Origin of the sequence: Streptomyces incanus, from assembly GCF_042656345.1 — a bacterium.
Lineage (GTDB): Bacteria > Actinomycetota > Actinomycetes > Streptomycetales > Streptomycetaceae > Streptomyces > Streptomyces incanus.
Window position 1 is genome coordinate 35,455 of sequence record NZ_JBHSPC010000117.1, and the last position, 17,362, is coordinate 52,816.

At 71.9% G+C, this 17,362-nt stretch carries 19 protein-coding genes and 1 pseudogene; 12 read left to right on the plus strand and 8 right to left on the minus strand.

Features of this window, described 5'->3' with window-relative positions; genetic code table 11:
* Window positions 1-251 precede the first annotated feature (251 nt).
* The 4 genes from ACFP2V_RS31845 to ACFP2V_RS31860 all read right to left on the minus strand — a co-directional run bounded on the left by ACFP2V_RS31845 (window position 252) and on the right by ACFP2V_RS31860 (window position 2,640).
* Complete coding sequence (locus tag ACFP2V_RS31845) at window positions 252-809, minus strand: TetR/AcrR family transcriptional regulator (RefSeq protein WP_381218763.1); 558 nt, start codon at window positions 807-809, stop codon at window positions 252-254.
* Between the two features lie 5 nt (window positions 810-814).
* A complete protein-coding gene (locus tag ACFP2V_RS31850) occupies window positions 815-1,177 on the minus strand; it encodes a DUF1304 domain-containing protein (RefSeq protein ID WP_381218744.1) in 363 nt (120 codons plus the stop codon).
* 294 nt (window positions 1,178-1,471) lie between these two features.
* A complete protein-coding gene (locus tag ACFP2V_RS31855; protein ID WP_381218745.1) occupies window positions 1,472-1,690 on the minus strand; it encodes a DUF397 domain-containing protein in 219 nt (72 codons plus the stop codon).
* On the minus strand, window positions 1,687-2,640 hold the full coding sequence (locus ACFP2V_RS31860) for a helix-turn-helix domain-containing protein (protein ID WP_381218746.1): 954 nt from the start codon (window positions 2,638-2,640) through the stop codon (window positions 1,687-1,689). Before ACFP2V_RS31860 ends, ACFP2V_RS31855 begins: the two co-directional genes overlap by 4 nt.
* Before the next feature lie 334 nt (window positions 2,641-2,974).
* Here ACFP2V_RS31860 and ACFP2V_RS31865 point away from each other — a divergent pair, with 334 nt between their 5' ends.
* Both ACFP2V_RS31865 and ACFP2V_RS31870 read left to right on the plus strand, forming a co-directional pair.
* Window positions 2,975-3,706 (plus strand): DUF7873 family protein, encoded by a 732-nt coding sequence (locus ACFP2V_RS31865; protein WP_381218747.1) that lies wholly within the window; start codon window positions 2,975-2,977, stop codon window positions 3,704-3,706.
* A 1,036-nt stretch (window positions 3,707-4,742) separates the two neighbouring features.
* The gene (locus ACFP2V_RS31870) at window positions 4,743-5,066 is read left to right on the plus strand and encodes a hypothetical protein (RefSeq protein ID WP_381218748.1); all 324 of its coding nucleotides are present in this window, start codon (window positions 4,743-4,745) and stop codon (window positions 5,064-5,066) included.
* A gap of 46 nt (window positions 5,067-5,112) precedes the next feature.
* On the opposite strand, the gene ACFP2V_RS31875 is transcribed toward ACFP2V_RS31870, so the two are convergent.
* Window positions 5,113-5,550 (minus strand): MazG-like family protein, encoded by a 438-nt coding sequence (locus ACFP2V_RS31875; RefSeq protein ID WP_381218749.1) that lies wholly within the window; start codon window positions 5,548-5,550, stop codon window positions 5,113-5,115.
* An 82-nt stretch (window positions 5,551-5,632) separates the two neighbouring features.
* Window positions 5,633-6,175 (minus strand): DoxX family protein, encoded by a 543-nt coding sequence (locus ACFP2V_RS31880; protein ID WP_381218750.1) that lies wholly within the window; start codon window positions 6,173-6,175, stop codon window positions 5,633-5,635.
* Between the two features lie 145 nt (window positions 6,176-6,320).
* Between ACFP2V_RS31880 and ACFP2V_RS31885 the strand changes: the two genes are divergently transcribed.
* A complete protein-coding gene (locus ACFP2V_RS31885; RefSeq protein ID WP_381218751.1) occupies window positions 6,321-6,647 on the plus strand; it encodes a nuclear transport factor 2 family protein in 327 nt (108 codons plus the stop codon).
* 334 nt (window positions 6,648-6,981) lie between these two features.
* Here the strand turns inward: ACFP2V_RS31885 and ACFP2V_RS31890 are convergent, their stop codons facing one another.
* Window positions 6,982-8,007 (minus strand): Gfo/Idh/MocA family protein, encoded by a 1,026-nt coding sequence (locus ACFP2V_RS31890; RefSeq protein ID WP_381218752.1) that lies wholly within the window; start codon window positions 8,005-8,007, stop codon window positions 6,982-6,984.
* A gap of 189 nt (window positions 8,008-8,196) precedes the next feature.
* Here ACFP2V_RS31890 and ACFP2V_RS31895 point away from each other — a divergent pair, with 189 nt between their 5' ends.
* The 3 genes from ACFP2V_RS31895 (at window position 8,197) to ACFP2V_RS31905 (ending at window position 11,910) form a co-directional block, all read left to right on the plus strand.
* A complete protein-coding gene (locus ACFP2V_RS31895) occupies window positions 8,197-9,693 on the plus strand; it encodes a multidrug effflux MFS transporter (protein WP_381218753.1) in 1,497 nt (498 codons plus the stop codon).
* Between the two features lie 11 nt (window positions 9,694-9,704).
* Window positions 9,705-10,823 (plus strand): serine hydrolase domain-containing protein, encoded by a 1,119-nt coding sequence (locus tag ACFP2V_RS31900; RefSeq protein WP_381218764.1) that lies wholly within the window; start codon window positions 9,705-9,707, stop codon window positions 10,821-10,823.
* Window positions 10,824-10,899: 76 nt separating this feature from the next.
* The gene (locus ACFP2V_RS31905; RefSeq protein WP_381218754.1) at window positions 10,900-11,910 is read left to right on the plus strand and encodes a small ribosomal subunit Rsm22 family protein; all 1,011 of its coding nucleotides are present in this window, start codon (window positions 10,900-10,902) and stop codon (window positions 11,908-11,910) included.
* A 120-nt stretch (window positions 11,911-12,030) separates the two neighbouring features.
* Here the strand turns inward: ACFP2V_RS31905 and ACFP2V_RS31910 are convergent, their stop codons facing one another.
* Window positions 12,031-12,183, minus strand: coding sequence for a hypothetical protein (locus ACFP2V_RS31910; protein ID WP_381218755.1), 153 nt, complete (start codon window positions 12,181-12,183; stop codon window positions 12,031-12,033).
* Window positions 12,184-12,271: 88 nt separating this feature from the next.
* Here ACFP2V_RS31910 and ACFP2V_RS31915 point away from each other — a divergent pair.
* The 6 genes and pseudogenes from ACFP2V_RS31915 (at window position 12,272) to ACFP2V_RS31940 (ending at window position 17,307) form a co-directional block, all read left to right on the plus strand.
* Window positions 12,272-13,216: pseudogene (locus tag ACFP2V_RS31915) on the plus strand (LysR family transcriptional regulator).
* 36 nt (window positions 13,217-13,252) lie between these two features.
* Window positions 13,253-13,792, plus strand: coding sequence for an RNA polymerase sigma factor (locus ACFP2V_RS31920; RefSeq protein ID WP_381218756.1), 540 nt, complete (start codon window positions 13,253-13,255; stop codon window positions 13,790-13,792).
* Window positions 13,789-14,589, plus strand: a complete 801-nt coding sequence (locus ACFP2V_RS31925) for a cupin domain-containing protein (protein WP_381218757.1) — start codon at window positions 13,789-13,791, stop codon at window positions 14,587-14,589. Before ACFP2V_RS31920 ends, ACFP2V_RS31925 begins: the two co-directional genes overlap by 4 nt.
* 26 nt (window positions 14,590-14,615) lie before the next feature.
* On the plus strand, window positions 14,616-15,410 hold the full coding sequence (locus tag ACFP2V_RS31930; RefSeq protein WP_381218758.1) for an ABC transporter ATP-binding protein: 795 nt from the start codon (window positions 14,616-14,618) through the stop codon (window positions 15,408-15,410).
* A complete protein-coding gene (locus ACFP2V_RS31935; protein ID WP_381218759.1) occupies window positions 15,407-16,714 on the plus strand; it encodes a hypothetical protein in 1,308 nt (435 codons plus the stop codon). Before ACFP2V_RS31930 ends, ACFP2V_RS31935 begins: the two co-directional genes overlap by 4 nt.
* The gene (locus ACFP2V_RS31940; protein ID WP_381218760.1) at window positions 16,711-17,307 is read left to right on the plus strand and encodes a hypothetical protein; all 597 of its coding nucleotides are present in this window, start codon (window positions 16,711-16,713) and stop codon (window positions 17,305-17,307) included. Before ACFP2V_RS31935 ends, ACFP2V_RS31940 begins: the two co-directional genes overlap by 4 nt.
* Window positions 17,308-17,362 lie beyond the last annotated feature (55 nt).

The window sequence follows — 17,362 nt, forward strand, 5'->3', positions numbered from 1 at the left end:
GCCCCGCCGACGGCGCACGGTGTCGACATGCAGCCCCATCGCGCGGGCGATGTGCGTGCTGGAACGTCCTCGGGCGGCGTGCGGCACCGTCTGGGCACGTATCCGCAGCCGGTATTCGGTCCTGTGAGCGTGGGCCGTCTTCAACCACGGGTGTCCGACGGTGGCAGGGTTGTCGGACGGGCGGCGTCCGGGGCGACTCGCCGATGGCGGGTGAACACCGCGAAGGGAAGGTGGTCGGGGCAGGCGACTGGTCAGGGCAGGGGAGTGCGGTGCAGGGTGACGAGCAGACGCCAGACCCGCTGCGCGATCTCGGTGGGTGTGGCCTCGATGAAGCCGTGCAGCCAGTCGGCGAGAACTCCGGCGAAGGTCGCGGCCACGGCCGAGGCGACCAAGTCCGGCTCCGGCGCACCGGCCAGGGCGCGCTCGGTGTGGCTACGGGCGCGCAGATCCTGGTGGAGTACGCGGCCGAGGGGGCCGCCGCCGCCAGGGCGTAGCAGTTCTCGGTAGAGCCCGGCGTGCGGGGCGAGACGGTTGAAGAAGGCAAGCAGGGCGGGCGGAGGGGTCTCGGGGTCGGGTGTGCCGCGCCACGCGTGCAGGGCGTCCACGGCTTCGCGGACGATATCGGCGCAGACGTCGACGGCGAGCGCCTCCAGGTCGGCGTAGTGGAGGTAGAACGTGGCGCGGCCGACTCCCGCCCGGCGCACCAGGGCGGCAACGCTGACCTCCGCCAACGGGCGGTGGGTGCACTCCTCCAGCAGTGCCCGGCCCAGCTTGGCCCGCGTCCGTGCCGTACGGGGATCCGCTTGCACGGCAGTCACCGGGCAAGCAGAACGGCGGCGAGCGCCAGGGCCCCGGGCGCTGCCTGGGCTATGAGGATCCGCCGGTTGGTGGTGAGTCCGCCGTACAGCCCGGCGATGAGCACGCAGATGAGGAAGAAGACCTGGACCCGGAATCCGGTCGGATTCTCCGCGATCAGAGCCCAGATCAGCCCGGCGGCCAGGAACCCGTTGTAGAGGCCCTGGTTCGCGGCGAGCGGGGCAGTGGCGCGGGCCATGGCCGCATCGAAGCCGGAGAGCTTGCGGCCCGGCCTCCTCTCCCACAGGAACATCTCCAGGACCAGGAAATACGCGTGCAGGGCGGCCACCAGGCCCACCAGCACGTTCGCAGTCGTCTCCATCGGGTACCCAATCCCCAGACATCATGGACAGATGTCCACCCTACATGGACACCTGTTCATGATGTCTGAGCGGGGCGACAGCCACCGCCGCATCCGCGTCTACTGCATCGTGTCCACCGCAAGATGGAAATGCGGTTCGCCTGCGAGGAGTTCGCCTGATGTCTGCGCGCGGTCGGCGGGGGGTCCGGTGACACCGGCCCTCCGGGTGACGCCTGAAGCCGATCGGGCATCCCGCGCACGTGAGAGCCCCGCCGTCCCGAAGGGGCCAGCGGGGCTCTCACGGCTGTGCGTGTGTCAGACGCTCCGCTCCGACAAGGCCGACGATCCGACGAACCCCGTCCACGCGCCACGCGACACCGTGAGGACGGGTCCGGCGGTGGTCTTGGAGTCCCGGACGTGCACCGCGGCCGTGGCAGCCGCGACCTCCACGCAGTCACCGCCCTCGGTTCCGCTGTAGCTGCTCTTGAACCAGGCGAGGCCGGAGGAGACGGTCGAGGACTCAGCGTTGTTCATAGCGATCCCAGCACCCCTTCGATGAACTCCGTTGACTCTCGCGGACTGAGAGCCTGTGATCGGATGATCCCATAACGAGCAGCGGCCATAACCCCTCGCTCCGGGTCGGTCTGCAGAGAGCCGATTCCTTCTGCCTCGGCATACACGAACTTCCTGCCGTCCCTACGAGTGACGACGGTGAAGGGCCCGTTGACGCCCGGGTTATCCTCGCGATCGACCGGCATGATCTGGATCTCGACGTTGCGCCTCTGGCCGATCAGTAGCAGGTGTTCCAGTTGTCCGCGCAGCACGGACCTGCCGCCATAAGGACGCCGCAAGATCGACTCGTCGAGCACGAAACTGAGTAAGGGCGTGGGGCGGCGGTCGAAGATGTCCTGCCGGGCCAGCCGCGCCGCTACCCGCTGTTCGATGGTCTCCTCGTCCAGGGGAGGACGCCTCACGTTGAGCAGAGCTCGCGTGTAGTCCTCGCTCTGGAGCAGACCCTTGACCACCATCGTGTCGTAGGCGACGAGCTCGATGGCCTCCTTCTCCAGGGCCGCCATCCCTTGGAAGAACACCGGGTACTGAGCCCGCTCCACCTCTTCCTTCCACAGACGCAGCAGCCCGCCCGCGTTCAGGATCTCGTCCGCGCGGTCGATGGTCGACGGGGAGGGGATTCTGCGGCCCTGTTCGAAGGAGGCGACGGTGGAGGCCGAGTAGCCGAGGCGGTTGCCGAACTCCTGGCGGTCCAGGTCCTCCCGCAGCCGGAGTGTCTTCAGGCTCTGCCCGAAGGCTGTGACCACACCCTTTGCCGCGCCGTCCTCCGGCCGCCGTGCACCGCCACCGTCTCCGCCGCCGTTCTCCCATCCGTCGCCGAGACTCACGACCGCCGTCGTGGTCACCGCCTCGCCACCGCCGCCGGGGACCGCCCTCGTTCCCGTCGTGCCGTCCGCACCCGTGCGTTCCGTCATGGATCACCGCCTCCTCTGCGACAACGCCCCGCGCGGGGGCGCCGTCACGCAGCGCGCTTCGTACCCGTGGAGGCACCACGCGTACAGACGGTTCGCGTCGGTGCGTCACGACTGGTCACGCTACGCCACCAAGAGTGTGGCCCGACTCGTCATTCCCGCACCTCACTTGACCATCCCTCAGCAGCCCCCCAGCGATCAGTAACCGCCGGAGCCGTGTCCTGGGCCCGCCCTCGTTTCCCCGGATCCCGGGGAACCGCCGTCCGAGCCGCCGGAAAATGCGGCGACGGGAGCGGGGGTGACCGGTTAGGTTCCTGAGTGTTCTCAGGGGGCTCACATGACCAAGCTGAACCAGATCATCGCTGTCGAAAAGGGCGTCAAGAGCAAGGCAGCTCAGGACGTCAACGGGGCGCACCAGAAGGTGCAGAAGCCGGCGCTGCTCGCCGGTATCTCGCGTACGTACCAGCCCAAGGACGAGGAGGGCGAGCAACTGCCGCCCGAGTCCACGCGGGTGCAGGTGCAGGGCGAGGACGTGCTGCGCGAGATGGCGGCCTCGCTGACGCGGCTGTTCGACGTGACGGCGACCAAGGACTGGGCGAACTGCACGGCCCGCGCGGACGTCACCGTCGAGGGCCGGACCATCCTCGCCGAAGTCCCGGTCGGCTACCTCCTCTTCCTGGAGAAGCAGCTCACCGATCTGCACGCCTTCGTCAAGAAGCTTCCCACGCTCGACGCCGCCGAGTCCTGGTCCCGCGACCCCTCCACGGACTGGTGGAAGACGGACCCGGTCCGCACGATCCGTACGAAGAAGGTCCCCCGCAACCACGTCAAGGCCGAGGCGACCGAGAAGCACCCGGCGCAGGTCGAGGTGTACTACGAGGACGTGCCCATCGGGTACTGGACGACCGTGAAGTTCTCCGGCGCGCTTCCGGCACGGCGGGTGAACGAACTGGTGGAGCGGGTCGAGAAGCTCCAGCAGGCGGTCAAGTTCGCCCGCGAGGAGGCCAACGCCACCGAGATCACCGACCAGCGGGCCGGTGACGCCGTGTTCGGCTACCTGTTCGGCTGACGCCGGGCCCCGGTAGCCTCCATGATCGCCCCCGCGTGCGAGCGCGGGGGTGCGCGACAGTGCGGGCCGGACTTGAGGACCGGTTCGCGCGACGAGCGCAAGCTGAAACTGACGTTCAGCCTGAAGAAGCGGTCCTCCGAGCGGAGGCCGCGGTCAATCTCAGACTCTCGCTCCAGTCTCAGCATCGCTGCCGATCGCCGGAACGACCGGGGAAGGACGATTGCCGCCGGATGCGAGTTCAACTCTCGCCTGCACCTCTGCCTGGTGCGGTAGTTCAAAGGAAGAACACGACGGCCTGATGACTGATCCTTCCTCTTCAACGCGCCGGCGTGCGCAATGAGGTGGCATCCCCAGGGGCCCGGGAGCTGGATACGACTCCCGGGCTCCGTCACGTCCGGGGACCATGGCCGCACCTCCTGACAGGGCGTTTCGTGGGTCGCCGCCCATGGCGTGAGGTCCAGGACGGCCTTGCCGTGGAGGCCGCGGCTCAGGAGGGCGGCGCTGGCTTCGTGGACCTGGGTCCAGCTGCCGCGCCAGGAGATCCGTGAGGTGAGGTCCTTTTCAGCGAGGCGGTTCGCGAGTCACGTCAGGTCCGGGCCGGGGAGGGGGCCGTCCCGGAGGTGGAAGGTGGTGATGGAGCGTCCGTGGCGTCCGTCGTCGCCCAGGAACGCGCCGGACAGGAACTCGCCACCCGCTTCCGCGAAGCCGTCGCCGCGCCCCCGGCAGCCTCACACTGACCGCCACTCCCCGCCGAGCCGACGGCTGACCGCGACGGTCCACAGGTGCGAGTGCTCTCACCGTCGACGCAGTGACCCCGCTCTCCTGGCGTGCCCCTCAGGAACAGGCGCTAAGTTCCTTTGCGTATAAGGGCGTTGGCGGCGCGGGGTGCCGTCCGGGCGGGGCGACGACGAGGCCGGCCGGGGGTCCGGCCGCTGATTCCGGTGGAGGGTGGAGGAGCCGGCACCTTGATCATCCAAGGTACGTATGCCGACCGCATGGCTTTGGGCTTCGCGCGGATCAGAGGGAACGGCATCGTGTGAACGTCCGCCGTCGGATCGCCGTGGGGTGGGCCGTGCTGTGCCTGGCCGGTCTCGCCGCCACCTCCGCCCTCGACGCCGAGCCGTCCACTGACGCCTCGGAGTTCCCCGCGGAGGAGACGACGCCGACCGGCACGTACGCCGTCGACTGCCAGGAGATCGCCGACCACGTCGAACGGTTCCGCGCCGAGGCCGAGCGCGAGCGGCGGGAGGCACTCGACCCGTCCGCGACCCCTGGGCGCCCGAACGCGACGGACAGAACCATGTCGGTTCCTGAGGAGTGCGCGGACGAACTCGAGGACCGCGGCTCGGGGACACGCTGAGGACGGCCCTTGCCACGACCGGGGGTCCCTGCGCCTCCACGCTCTTTCAGCTTCCACCAACGTCGGTACCGGCTTCGGCGTCCGTACCGAAAGAGCGTGCGGCGACCTTCGCCACGTGCCGCGTGAAGACCTCACCGGCGTCGGGAGTGAGGGAGCGCAGGGCGACGAGCGCCGTGAGAGCGACATCGCACAACTCCGAACCGACGTCGTCCCAGGAGTGCGTGGTGCCCTTGCGCGGGTTCTGGCCGGTCGCGCCGATCACCGCCTGGGCGACCTCGCCGACCTCCTCGGACAGCTTCAGGACGCGCAGCAGCAGGGCTTCCCGGCCGTCGACCGCGTCGTGGGCGTCCAGCCAGGCGTGCAGGGCGTCGACGGAATCCCAGAGACCGCCGGACGGCGAGGAAGAGGCGGAAGGGGAGGGAGAGGAGGAGGGGGGTACGGGCGAGCTCTGGATCGGCATCGGGCTCGGGCTCGGATCGCTCATACGGCAGACCCTGGCACAGGGCGCCGACAACGCCCGGCCCTCGGCCCCGGGTGGTGTCCGACCGCCGCAGGCACGTCGGCCGTCAGTCGAACAGCGCCTCCTGCTCGCCCTCCCGCGCCTTGCGCAGGCGCCGACTGCGCGCCCCCACGACCAACGCCGTTGCCGCCGCGGTCGCGGCGAAGGCCGCGAACACCATCCAGTCCCGGTCCGCCGAGTGGCCGAAGACGTGGTCCAGCGAGAGGCGGCCGGGCCCGGCGACGGCGAGGCCGGCCGCCGTCAGACCCAGGGTCGCGGCATGCTCGTAGCCGCCCTCCTGGTTGAAGAAGCCGTTGGGCGCGTGCACGGCGGCCGCGCCCGCCATCGCCCCGGCCGCCGCCGCACCCGCCGCCGGGGTGGCGAGGCCGAGCGCGAGCAGCGCACCGCCGCCCGCCTCCGCGAGGCCCGCCGCCGTGGCGCTGGCCTTGCCCGGTGTGTAGCCGACGGTCTCCATGAACTGGCCGGTGCCCTCGATCCCGCCACCGCCGAACCAGCCGAACAGCTTCTGTGCGCCGTGCGCCGCCAGCGCCCCGCCCGTCCCCAGCCGGAGCAGCAGCAGGCCCAGATCACGTCGGTCGTAACAGGTCACGTCGTCTCCCGGTCCCGGAGCAGTCGCACTCGCACTCGCTTGGCATGACCACCGTCGCACCCCGGGGACCGGACCGGCCCGCGGCCATCCGCCGTTCGGGTGGTGCGGCCGGCGCCGCCCGATGACCGGGGTGACATCGGCGGGCATGACGATGCAGACCACCCGCCTCGGCGACCCCGCCGTCCGTGCCTTCGTCACCGCCGTCAACAACCGAGAGCGCGAGGGCTTCATGGCCCTCCTCGCCCCCGACGCGACCATGGCGGACGACGGTTCCGAACGGGATCCCGTGGACTGGACCGACCGGGAGATCTTCTCCTCCCGCGGTCACATGGACGTCGACGACGAGTCCGACGGCGGCCGCAGCCTCGTCGTCCGCCACCGCAACGACGTCTGGGGCGAGATGCGCACCCGCTGGAGCTTCACCGTCGACGGCGACGGGAGGATCAGCCACTTCGAGACCGGACAGGCGTGATGCGCCGGACAGGCGTGATGCGCCGGCCCGGCACGACACCACGGCCTTGACACGGCAGTCGTCCCACCCGCCGGCGCGTACCCCGCGGTCCCACGCGGGTCCGCCCCCTGCCGGTGCGGTGGAACGACTGCCGCCTCCTCCCCCTGGATGTGGCCTGTGGAGTCCGCGGAAGCTGCCCGCTCCATATGTGAAGCTTTGGTGCATGGGAGTTGAGCATATGTCCGCCACCGGCCGTAATACTTCGGACTGTTGCATTCCGCTCGTGAAGCTTGTGAAGCGTGTGGAGTCGACGGTCACCTGAGGCGGCGCGTCGGCTCCCTGGTGCCCGGATCGCTCAGCGGGTTTCCCCCGGGTAGCGGACGCCGATGCGCTCCCGGATCGCGTCGAGCGTCCGCATCACCGCGAGCGTGCCGTCCAGCGGGACGAGCGGGGACTCGGTCTCACCCGCCCGCAGGGCGCGCATCGCCTCGGCCGCCTCGTGCTTGAGGGTGTCGCGGGCCCCGTCCGCCGGGTCGGCGGTGAACTCCTCGGCGTCCTTGCCGTCCCGGTGCAGCATGAACCGGTCCGGGAAGAAGAAGCCGTACGGGATGTCGATCCGGCCCGCGGAGCCGGTGACCGACGCGGACGTCGACGTACCGCCGACGATGGAGCAGTGCACCGACGCGATGGCCCCGTTCTCCCAGGAGAGCAGCGCGCCCGTCTGGAGGTCGACCTTCTCCTCGGAGAGCGTGGCCTTCGCCACGACGTCCGACGGCTCCCCGAGCAGCAGGTGTGTGAACGACACCGGGTAGACGCCGAGGTCGAGCAGCGCGCCGCCGCCCAGCGCCGGGTCCCGCAGCCGATGCGACGCCGGGAAGTCCCCCGCCAGCCCGAAGTCGGCCTGCACCGTGCGTACTTCACCGATCGCGCCGTCGTCGATCAGCGCCTTCAGCCGCCGCACCATGGGGTGGCAGTACATCCACATGGCCTCCATCAGGAAGCGCCCCCCGTCGCGCGCCAGGCCGACCAGTTCCGCCGCCTCGCGCGCGTTGAGCGTGAACGGCTTCTCGCACAGCACGTTCCGCCCGGCCTCCAGACACAGCCCGGCCGCGGCCCGGTGCGCCGAGTGCGGAGTGGCGACGTAGACGATGTCGACCTCCTCGTCCCGCGCGAGCGACTCCCAGTCGCCGTACGCCCGCGGTATCCCGAACCGCTCGGCGAACGCCTTCGCCGGCTCGGGCGACCGCGAGGCCACCGCCACGATCTCCGCGTCCGGCCCCTCGGCGGAGCCGCTGTTCGCCGCAGCCACCAGATCCGCCGTGAACGTCGCGGCCATCCCGCCCGTCGCCAGAATTCCCCAGCGCACGTTCTGCCCTGTCATCCGCCCCACCCTGCTCGTTCGTGGTTCGTGGTTCGTCGTTCGTGCCCTCGTGCGAGCGCCCGCGCCTTTCCGTGGAAGCGCTCCCATGACGTTTTCGCGAACATCTTCACCCGAGATCACCGTCCCTGACGAGCACCCCGTAAGGGCTGAGAGCATAAGGAGCGCACGACTCGAAAAGGGAGGGGCCACATGTCCGAGGGCGAGGCGTCCATGTCCGGACCGGCATCCGGAGGGGTAACGGCGACGGCATCCGGACCGGCGTCGAGCACGGCGCCGGCGACGGCCGCTTCGGCACCCGCCGCCGGCAAGGGGAGCCGGCGCGGGGAGCCCGGGGCCCCGGGACGGGCGACCCTCCTGGTCACGCTCGTCCTGGGCAGCCTCACCGCCACCGCCCCGCTGGCGACGGACATGTACCTCCCCGCGCTCCCCGAGGTCACCCGGGCACTGGGCTCCACCGCGTCCACCGTTCAACTCACCCTCACCAGCTGCCTGGCCGGCATGGCGCTCGGACAGCTGGTGGTGGGCCCCATGAGCGACCGGTGGGGGCGCCGCCGTCCGCTGCTCGTCGGTCTCGCCGTCTACATCGTGGCCACCGCGCTGTGCGCGATCGCGCCCACCGTGGAACTCCTCATCGCCCTCCGGCTGGCCCAGGGCCTCGCGGGCGCGGCCGGCATCGTCATCGCGCGAGCGGTGGTCCGCGACCTCTACGACGGCGTGGCCATGGCCCGCTTCTTCTCCACCCTCATGCTGATCTCCGGCGTCGCCCCGGTCGTCGCCCCGCTGATCGGCGGGCAACTGCTGCGGGTGACGGACTGGCGGGGCGTCTTCGTCGTCCTCACCCTGCTGGGCATCCTGATGGCGGCCGTGGTGTGGGTGAAGCTGCCGGAGACGCTGGAGCCCGCTGCCCGGCACGGCGGCGGCGTCGGCGAGGCGCTGGGCTCGATGCGCCGGCTGCTCGCCGACCGGGCCTTCAGCGGCTACGTCCTCACCGGCGGCTTCGCCTTCGCCTGCCTCTTCGCCTACGTCGCCGCCTCCCCGTTCGTCATCCAGGAGATCCACGGAGCCTCCCCGCAGACGTTCAGCCTGCTGTTCGGGATCAACTCGGTGGGGCTGATGATCATGGGTCAGATCAACGGCAAGGTGCTGGTCGGGCGGGTCCGGCTGGACCGGGTGCTCGGTCTCGGCCTCGCCGTCGTCGTGACCGCCGCGACCGCGATCCTGCTGATGGCGCTGGGCGTGTTCGGGGATGTCGGGCTGGTGCCGATGGCCGTCGCGCTGTTCGTGCTGATGTCCGCCATGGGCATCACCATGCCCAACACCCAGGCGCTCGCCCTGATGCGCACCAAGCACTCCGCGGGCTCCGCGTCCGCCCTGCTCGGCACGTCGTCCTTCCTCATCGGTGCCATCGCCTCCCCGTTGGTCGGGATCGCGGGCGAGGACACGGCCGTTCCGATGGCCGTCGTCCAACTGACCGCCGCTCTGGTGGCATTGGCCTGTTTCGTGGGAATGTGCCGACCCTGGGGCGGACGCACGGACAAGGACGGCGAATTCACCCTCCGTCGGCGCGCGGCCGACGGACTCGGCGGACCCGGCGGACTCGGCGGAACCGGCGGAACCGACGGACCCGACGGACCCGACGGACCCGACGGACCCGGCGGAACCGAGAGGGCGGAGGTGGACAGCTGAGCGCGCCGAGACTGCGCCACGGCACACCGGAACGGGCCGGGCTCGACCCCCGCGAACTCGCCGCCCTCGTCCGGGAGATCCGCGCCCGCACCACCGGGGAACACCCCTGGGCCGCGGGTGCCGTGGTCCTCGCCGGCCGCGGCCCGGTGCTCGCCGTGCAGGAGGCGGCGGGCTGGGCCGTACGGTACGCGGCGTACGACGAGCGGACCGGCACCGCGGTGGAACTGCCGCCCGGCGACCGCGTGCCGATGACCCTGGACACCCCCTTCGACCTGGCGTCCCTGACCAAACTGTTCACCTCGGTGGCCGCCGTGCAGCAGATCGAGCGCGGCACCCTGGGCATCGACGCCCGCGTGGGCGCGTATCTGCCGGACTTCCCCGCGGCCGTACGGCACGGCATCACCGTCCGGCAACTGCTCACCCACACCTCCGGGCTGCGCCCCGAACTCCCGCTGTACGACTGCGCCGACGACGCCGAGCGTCTGGACCGGCTCCGCGCGGAGCGGCCGGTCGGGGTGCCCGGCACGTACTGCTACTCCGACCTGAACATGCTGCTGCTCCAACACCTCCTGGAACGCCTCACCGGCCGCGCTCTCGACACGCTCGTCCGCGACGGCATCACCCGGCCGCTCGGCATGACCGCGACCGACTTCGGCCCGTGCCCGGGCGCGGCGGCCACCGAGGACCAGCGGCGGCCCTGGACCAAGGCGGACCGCGGCATGCTGCGCGGCGAGGTGCACGACGAGAACGCCTGGGCGCTCGGTGGCGTCGCGGGCCACGCCGGCCTCTTCTCCACCGGCCCCGACCTGGCGGTCTTCTGCCGCACGCTGCTGGCGGGCGGCTCGTACGGTCCCGCCCGCATCCTCGGCCCCGACTTCGTGGACCTGCTCCTCGCCCCGCCGGGCCTGGGCTTCGCCCTGGACCAGCCGTGGTTCATGGGGGAGCTGACGGGCCGGGGCGCGGCCGGTCACACCGGCTTCACCGGCACCTCCCTGGTCCTGGACCGCGCCACCGACACCTACCTCGTCCTTCTCGCCAACACCGTCCACCCCCGCCGCCCCCGCACCCCGGACAACATCCCGCGCGCACAGGCGGCGACGCGGGTGGCGCGGGCGGTACGGGGGAGGTGAGGGGGCCACGGGCAGGGGGCGGGCCCGGCGCCCCTGCCGGTGAACCGGCCGCCGCCCCGCGCCATAGAATCGCGAGGTGAACGCCCCCGCTCCCGCTTCTCCCGCCGACACCCTGCGCAGCGCGCTCGCCGGGCTGCTCGACGGGCTTCCGCCGCGACAGGCCGCGCAGGCCGTCGAGCGGCTGATCGCCACCTACCGGGGCGCCACCCCGACCGCGGCGCCCATCCTGCGCGACCGCGCGGACGTCGCCGCGTACGCGGCGTACCGGATGCCCGCCACGTTCGAGGCCGTACGGTCCGCGCTGGCGGCGTTCGCCGACGCGGTGCCCGGGTGGACACCCGGCGACCACCTCGACATCGGCGGCGGAACCGGCGCCGCCGCCTGGGCGGTGAGCGCCACCTGGGACGGGAAGCGGCCGGTGACCGTCCTCGACTGGGCCGAACCCGCCCTCGCCCTCGGCCGGGAGCTCGCCGCCGCCCACCCCGCCCTCGCGGACACCCGCTGGCAGCGCTCCCGGATCGGCACCGCGCTCACCCTCGAGCCCGCCGACCTCGTCACCGTCTCCTACGTCCTCAACGAGCTGACCGACGGCGACCGCGCCGCCCTCGTCGACGCCGCCGCCGGGGCCGCGCAGGCCGTCGTCATCGTCGAACCCGGCACTCCCGACGGCTACGCCCGCGTCCTCGAGGCACGCGACCGGCTGGTCCGCGCCGGCTTCCGGATCGCCGCCCCCTGCCCGCACAGCGCTGCCTGCCCCATCGTCCCCGGCACGGACTGGTGCCACTTCTCGGCCCGGGTCAGCCGTTCCTCACTGCACCGCCAGGTCAAGGGCGGGTCCCTCGCCTACGAGGACGAGAAGTTCAGCTACGTCGCCGCCACCCGCCTCCCGGTGCACCCCGCCCCCGCCCGCGTCGTCCGCAAGCCGCAGATCCGCAAGGGCCAAGTCCTCCTCGACCTGTGCGAGACGGACCCGGCCCTGCGCCGTACCACCGTCACCAAGCGCCACGGTGACCTGTACCGGGCGGCCCGGGACACCGACTGGGGCGACGCCTGGCCGCCGCCGTCGGCCGACGACGAGGAGTACTAGCCAGTGCCGCATCAGAAGGCGCGCGGGTTCCAGAATTCTTGGACGCCAGGTCGCGGGAACTCGTACGCGACTCCTGGATCGTAGATCCTCTGCGTACGGGTTGGTGGCTGCTGCTCGCCCTCATCGGGGTAGCTTCGCGGTGCGTTCCGGGTGGGCCGCGGTGACGTACCGCATAGCGGTCTGGGAGGAGATGCCGAACAGGCGCATCAGGTGGAGCGGGTCGTCGACCGCGAACGCCTCATCGCGGATCCGGTCCCGCCGCAGCGTCGGCATGGTGAGTCCGGTGGGCCGTGCGTCCTACGTGTGCGTGTGTCCGACGACCCTTTCGTGCCGCGCCCGAACGAAGGCCCGTGAACTTCCCGTGAACCTCTCCATCCTCGATCTCAACCTTGTCGTGGCCCTGCGTGCCCTGCTGGAGGAGCGCAACGTCACCCGCGCCGGGCGGCGCGTCGGCCTCTCCCAGCCCGCGATGAGCGCCGCCCTGTCCCGTCTGCGCCGCCATTCCGACGACGACCTCCTGGCCCGTACCGGCGGCCACTACGAACTGATCGCGCTCGGCCAGGCCCTGCTCGAACGCACCACCACCGCCTGCGACCTCCTGGAGCGGCTCTTCAGCAGCCAGGCCGACTTCGACCCGGCCACCGAGAGCCGCACCTTCACCCTGTACGCGTCGGACTGCGCCGTCGCCGTCGCCGTCTTCGGCGCCGTCTTCGGCGCCGCGCTCGGCCGCCTCGTGCACACCGAGGCGCCGCACGTCCGGCTCCGTTTCGCCCACACACCCACCACCGTCGTGGAGGACCTCGGGCCCCTGCTCAGCACCGCCGACGGCCTGCTCATGCCACACGGCGTCATCAACGACATGCCCCGCACGGACCTCTTCCAGGACGAGTGGGTCTTCCTCGTCGCCAGGACCAACACCGAGGTCGGCGACCGGCTGACCCGGGCGTAACTCGCCGAGCTGCCCTGGGTCACGTACCAGCGCACCTACGACGCCCCCGCCGTACGGCAGCTGAGCATGCTCGGCATCGAACCTGGCGTCGAGGTCTCGGTCGACAGCTTCGCCATGCTGCCCTTCATGGTGGTCGGCACGGACCGGATCGCGCTGATCCGGAAGCGCCTCGCCGAGCTGCTGCACAACCGCTCCGCCGTACGCCTCATGTCCCCGCCTTACGAGGCCGTGCCCCTGCAGGAGGCCCTGTGGTGGCACCCCCTCCACACCCACGACTCCACACACATCTGGCTCCGGCGGGCCGCGCGACGTGTCGCGGCGGAGCTGGACGGGCCCGGCGCGGGCCCGAGAACCTGAATCGGCCGTCGCTTCGTCTAGCTGATCGTGAAAGGCATGGCAGACCTCGACGAGGCAGAACTTGTGCGTCGTGTCGCCGGTGGTGACCGGTCGGCGTTCGACGAGTTGTACCGGCGCACGTCGCCCTGGATGGCGGTGCGGCTGCGCCGCCGCTGCGCCGACGACGACGTCGTCGCCGATGTGCTCCAGGAGACCTACCTGGCCGTATGGCGCGGGGCGGGCAGCTACGCGGGCAGCGTGACCGGCGGCAGCGCGGTCGGCTGGCTGTGGACGATCGCCGCGAACCGGCTCGTCGACGCGCTGCGCCGGCGCGCCCGCCACGAACGGATCCCGACGGTCGCCCTGACCCCGACGACCGCGCCCGCCGCCGAGGACGAGGTCCTCGCGCACCGCGTCGACCAGGACCTCGAACAGGCCCTGCTGCGGCTCCCGGTGGAGCTGCGGCAGGTCATGCAGGCGATGGTGCTCGACGGCCTGTCCGTACGGCAGACGTCCGTGCTGCTCAATACGCCCGAGGGCACGGTGAAGACCCGCGCCAGGCGGGCCCGGATCGCGCTGCGGGAGGCGCTCTCATGACGCATCCGACCACCACCCTCCTGACGCGGTACGCACAAGGCGGGCAGGGGCTCGACGACGCCGCCCTGTGGAGCATCGAGGCCCACCTCGACACGTGTGCCGCCTGCCGCGCACACCTCGCCGGACGTACCACACCTGACACCCACGCACTGCTCGACCGCGTCGCCGCCTCCCTCGACGAGGCCATCGGAACGAGCCCGCGACCGGCCCCGCACCCCGTGCGCGCCGTCTCCGTGCACCGACGGTGGCTGACATGGACGCTGCTGCCCTGGCTCGCAGTGACCGTCGCGGTCCTCGGCTGCGGTGTACTCCTCGACTCCGCCGAGCCGCGTCTGCCCTCGCTCGTGCTGCTGTTGGCCCCGGTGGCGCCGCTGCCCGGCGTCGCGGCGGCCTGGAGCCGTCGGTTCGACCCCGCGGGAGAACTGATCGCCAGCACGAGCGCGGCCGGTCTGACCATGGTGCTGCGGCGCACGCTCGCGGTTCTCGTCGTCATCCTCCCGGCGCTCCTCGCAGCAGGGGTGAGCACCGGAACCTCCCTGGCCCTGACCCTGCTGCCGTGCCTGGCGTTCACCGCGGCCGCGCTCGCGCTCGGCGCCTTCGTCGGCATACGGCGTGCGGCGATCGGACTCGGCGCGATCTGGTCGGCGGCCGTGCTGCTGCCGAGCGTGGCGGCGCAGTCCCTCTCCCCGGTCCTGCGACCGGGCACCACCGTCGTCTGGGGCGCTGCCGCCGTGGCCCTCGCCGCGCTCACCGTCGGCGCCGCCCCGCGCTTCCGCCGCCTGACCAACGGCGTCTGACCCCCCAACCACCGAAGGAGACAACCATGCGAACGGTGCGTGCCGCCGAAACGGCTCCCACCCTGCACCCCTGGCGCGTCCACGCGGAAGGCCTGCGCGTCCGGGCGGGCCGCCACCTGGCCATCGACGGCCTCGACCTGTCGCTGCGCCCCGGCGTGCACGGTGTGCTCGGCCCGAACGGGGCGGGCAAGACCACCCTCATGCGCGCCCTGGCCACCGTCGTCGAACCCGCGGCCGGTGCGCTGACCCTGCTCGGCGCACACGTCGACGGACGCGCGAATCTGCGCGCGGTGCGCCGCCGACTCGGCTACCTGCCGCAGCAGTTCGGTTTCTACCCGCGCTTCACCGTCCGCGAGTTCATCACGTACATGGCCTGGCTCAAGGAGATGCCCAAGGCCGCCACGCCCGACGCCGTGCAACGCGCCATCGACCGGGTGGGCCTCACGAACAAGGCCGACGCCAAGATGAAGACGCTGTCCGGCGGCATGCTGCGGCGGGCCGGGATCGCGCAGGCCGTCGTCAACGACCCTGAACTGCTCCTGCTCGACGAGCCCACCGTCGGCCTCGACCCCGAACAACGCCTCGAATTCCGTGACTTGCTGCGCGAACTCGGCGCCGACAGCTGCGTCCTCGTCTCCACCCACCTCGTCGAGGACGTCGTCGCCGCCTGCACCGACGTCCTCCTCATAAACGAAGGCCGGCTCCTCTTCCAGGGCACCCCCGACGACCTGATCGCCCGCGGCGGGGAGCACGACGCGGGCGACAGTCCGGCGGAGCGCGGCTACTCCGCACTCCTGCGACAGCATCGGAGCACCGTATGAACCGCGTCCTCGGCATCGAACTACGGCGCTCGGTCGCGCTCGGCGCCGCCCTCCTCACCGCCGTGGCCGGCACGATCGTGCTGTACGCCACCGGCGGGCGCTGGTCCGCCGGATGGCTGGCGCTCGCCACGACGCAGCGCGAATACCTCGCGCTGCTCTCACCGCTCGCCCTGGCCGCCGGGGCCTGGCAGTCCTACCGCGAGCACCGGGCCAACGTCGCCGAACTCTTCGCCAGCGCCCCGCGCCCGCGACCCCTGCGCATCGTGCCGATCCTGGCCACGACCGCGTCGGCGGTTCTCGTCGCCTACCTCGTCACGCTTCTCGCGGCGGCGCCACGGATCGCCGGGACGGCACGCTATCTGCCACCGGCCGCGTTCGCCGTCGTAGCCGTCGGACTGGTCGCGATGATCGCCTCGGTCTGGGTGGGCCTCGCCGTCGGACGCCTGGTACCGGCGCTCGCCACCGCGCCCGCGCTGGCCGTGACCGGCTTCGCGCTCCTGGTCTTCGCGCCGCACGCCCTCCCGGACGGCGGCATCGCGACCGCGTTCTCCCCGCTGGGCACGAGCATGTTCAGCGACTACGACACGGTCGGCGGCCGGGTCAGCGCCGCCCAGGCGCTCTGGATCGCGGCGCTCGCGGCGGCTGGGGTCGTGCTGCTGGCCGCGCGGAACCGCAGGCTCGCGCTCACCGCGCTGGTGCCTCTGGCGGTCGGAGCGACCGCCACCACGCTGCTCGTGCCGACCGGCGACGCCTACGCGCGGGGAACACTCGACCCGGCCGCCCAGCGACTGGTGTGCACCGAGGAGACCCCACGGGTGTGCGTCAGCCGGGCACACGAAGGACTGCTGCCCGAGGTGACCCCCAAGGCCCGGCACGCGCTGGCGCTGCTGTCTCCCACCTCGGTGGTCCAGGCACACGAGGACACGACGACCTACTCGCCGCCCACCGCGCCCGAGCCCCGGCCGGACACTGCGCTGATGCAGGTCACGGTCGACAGCCGTGGGCATCTCGCACACCCGGAACGGTTCGAACTCGCCATGCTCATCGGGGCGTTCGTCACCCCGCCCGCCTGCGAGAACATGTCCAACTTCGACGGAGCGACCGCTGCTGCCTACTGGCTGCTCAACCGGGAGCCGACGGTGGGGCTCGGCGGCGCTTCCCTCACCGACCGGAAAGCGGTCGACCTCTGGAAGGACCTGAAGCAGCTGCCACGCGCGGAGGCCGAGGCACGGGTGGTGGCCGTCCACCGGGCCGCCCAGCAATGCCGGGACACCTCCGGCCTCCTCAGCCGGAGCGCACGATGACGGGACTGACGCTCTACGTCCGCTCGCGCCGGGGACCGGCAGCGCTCGGCGCGGCGCTCGCGGGCGCGGCCAGCGCCTGGCTGCTGGCGGCGGTCAGCGGCGAGAAGGGTCAGGTCACCGGCGCTGTCCTCGCTCTGACGGTACTCGCCCTCGTGGCCGTCCTCACCACGACGCTCGGCGGTCCCGACGACGCCCTGGACCGCACGGCGGCACGGCCGTGGGTGTGGCTACGTGTGGCGCACCTCGCCGCGGCCTTGTCAGGTGTCCTGGTGTTTCTGGCGGCCACGTTGCTCACGGAGACCCGCCTCGGTCCCTTTGTGTGTGCCGTACGTGACACGGCCGGTCTGCTGGGTCTGACCGCAGGGGGAGCGGTGGTGCTCGGCACCGCCCGCTCATGGTTCCTGCCGCTGGGGTGGACGCTCGGCGCGGCGGCCTCCCCCGGCACGGGCGCCGTGGGCGAGGCACTGACCTGGCAGACCCAGGCACCGGGGAGCCGGCCCGCGGCCGTGGTCGCGGCGGTGCTCACCGTCGTGGGCATCGCCGCGTACGTGAGCCGGGGCCCGCGCGCCCGGCGTTCCTCGGAGAACGTCTAGTAGGGCTTTGTTAGGTCCTGTGGTGGGGTTCTGGGGTCGGGGCGGGTTGGCCGCA

Excerpts from the sequence above, each read along its gene's own strand:
- ACFP2V_RS31895 (WP_381218753.1), top strand. The coding sequence starts at position 8,197 with ATGTCCGAGGGCGAGGCGTCCATGTCCGGACCGGCATCCGGAGGGGTA.
- ACFP2V_RS31860 (WP_381218746.1), bottom strand. The coding sequence starts at position 2,640 with ATGACGGAACGCACGGGTGCGGACGGCACGACGGGAACGAGGGCGGTC.
- ACFP2V_RS31865 (WP_381218747.1), top strand. The coding sequence starts at position 2,975 with ATGACCAAGCTGAACCAGATCATCGCTGTCGAAAAGGGCGTCAAGAGC.
- ACFP2V_RS31935 (WP_381218759.1), top strand. The coding sequence starts at position 15,407 with ATGAACCGCGTCCTCGGCATCGAACTACGGCGCTCGGTCGCGCTCGGC.
- ACFP2V_RS31925 (WP_381218757.1), top strand. The coding sequence starts at position 13,789 with ATGACGCATCCGACCACCACCCTCCTGACGCGGTACGCACAAGGCGGG.
- ACFP2V_RS31850 (WP_381218744.1), bottom strand. The coding sequence starts at position 1,177 with ATGGAGACGACTGCGAACGTGCTGGTGGGCCTGGTGGCCGCCCTGCAC.
- ACFP2V_RS31930 (WP_381218758.1), top strand. The coding sequence starts at position 14,616 with ATGCGAACGGTGCGTGCCGCCGAAACGGCTCCCACCCTGCACCCCTGG.
- ACFP2V_RS31940 (WP_381218760.1), top strand. The coding sequence starts at position 16,711 with ATGACGGGACTGACGCTCTACGTCCGCTCGCGCCGGGGACCGGCAGCG.
- ACFP2V_RS31890 (WP_381218752.1), bottom strand. The coding sequence starts at position 8,007 with ATGACAGGGCAGAACGTGCGCTGGGGAATTCTGGCGACGGGCGGGATG.
- ACFP2V_RS31885 (WP_381218751.1), top strand. The coding sequence starts at position 6,321 with ATGACGATGCAGACCACCCGCCTCGGCGACCCCGCCGTCCGTGCCTTC.
- ACFP2V_RS31875 (WP_381218749.1), bottom strand. The coding sequence starts at position 5,550 with ATGAGCGATCCGAGCCCGAGCCCGATGCCGATCCAGAGCTCGCCCGTA.
- ACFP2V_RS31920 (WP_381218756.1), top strand. The coding sequence starts at position 13,253 with ATGGCAGACCTCGACGAGGCAGAACTTGTGCGTCGTGTCGCCGGTGGT.
- ACFP2V_RS31855 (WP_381218745.1), bottom strand. The coding sequence starts at position 1,690 with ATGAACAACGCTGAGTCCTCGACCGTCTCCTCCGGCCTCGCCTGGTTC.
- ACFP2V_RS31910 (WP_381218755.1), bottom strand. The coding sequence starts at position 12,183 with ATGCCGACGCTGCGGCGGGACCGGATCCGCGATGAGGCGTTCGCGGTC.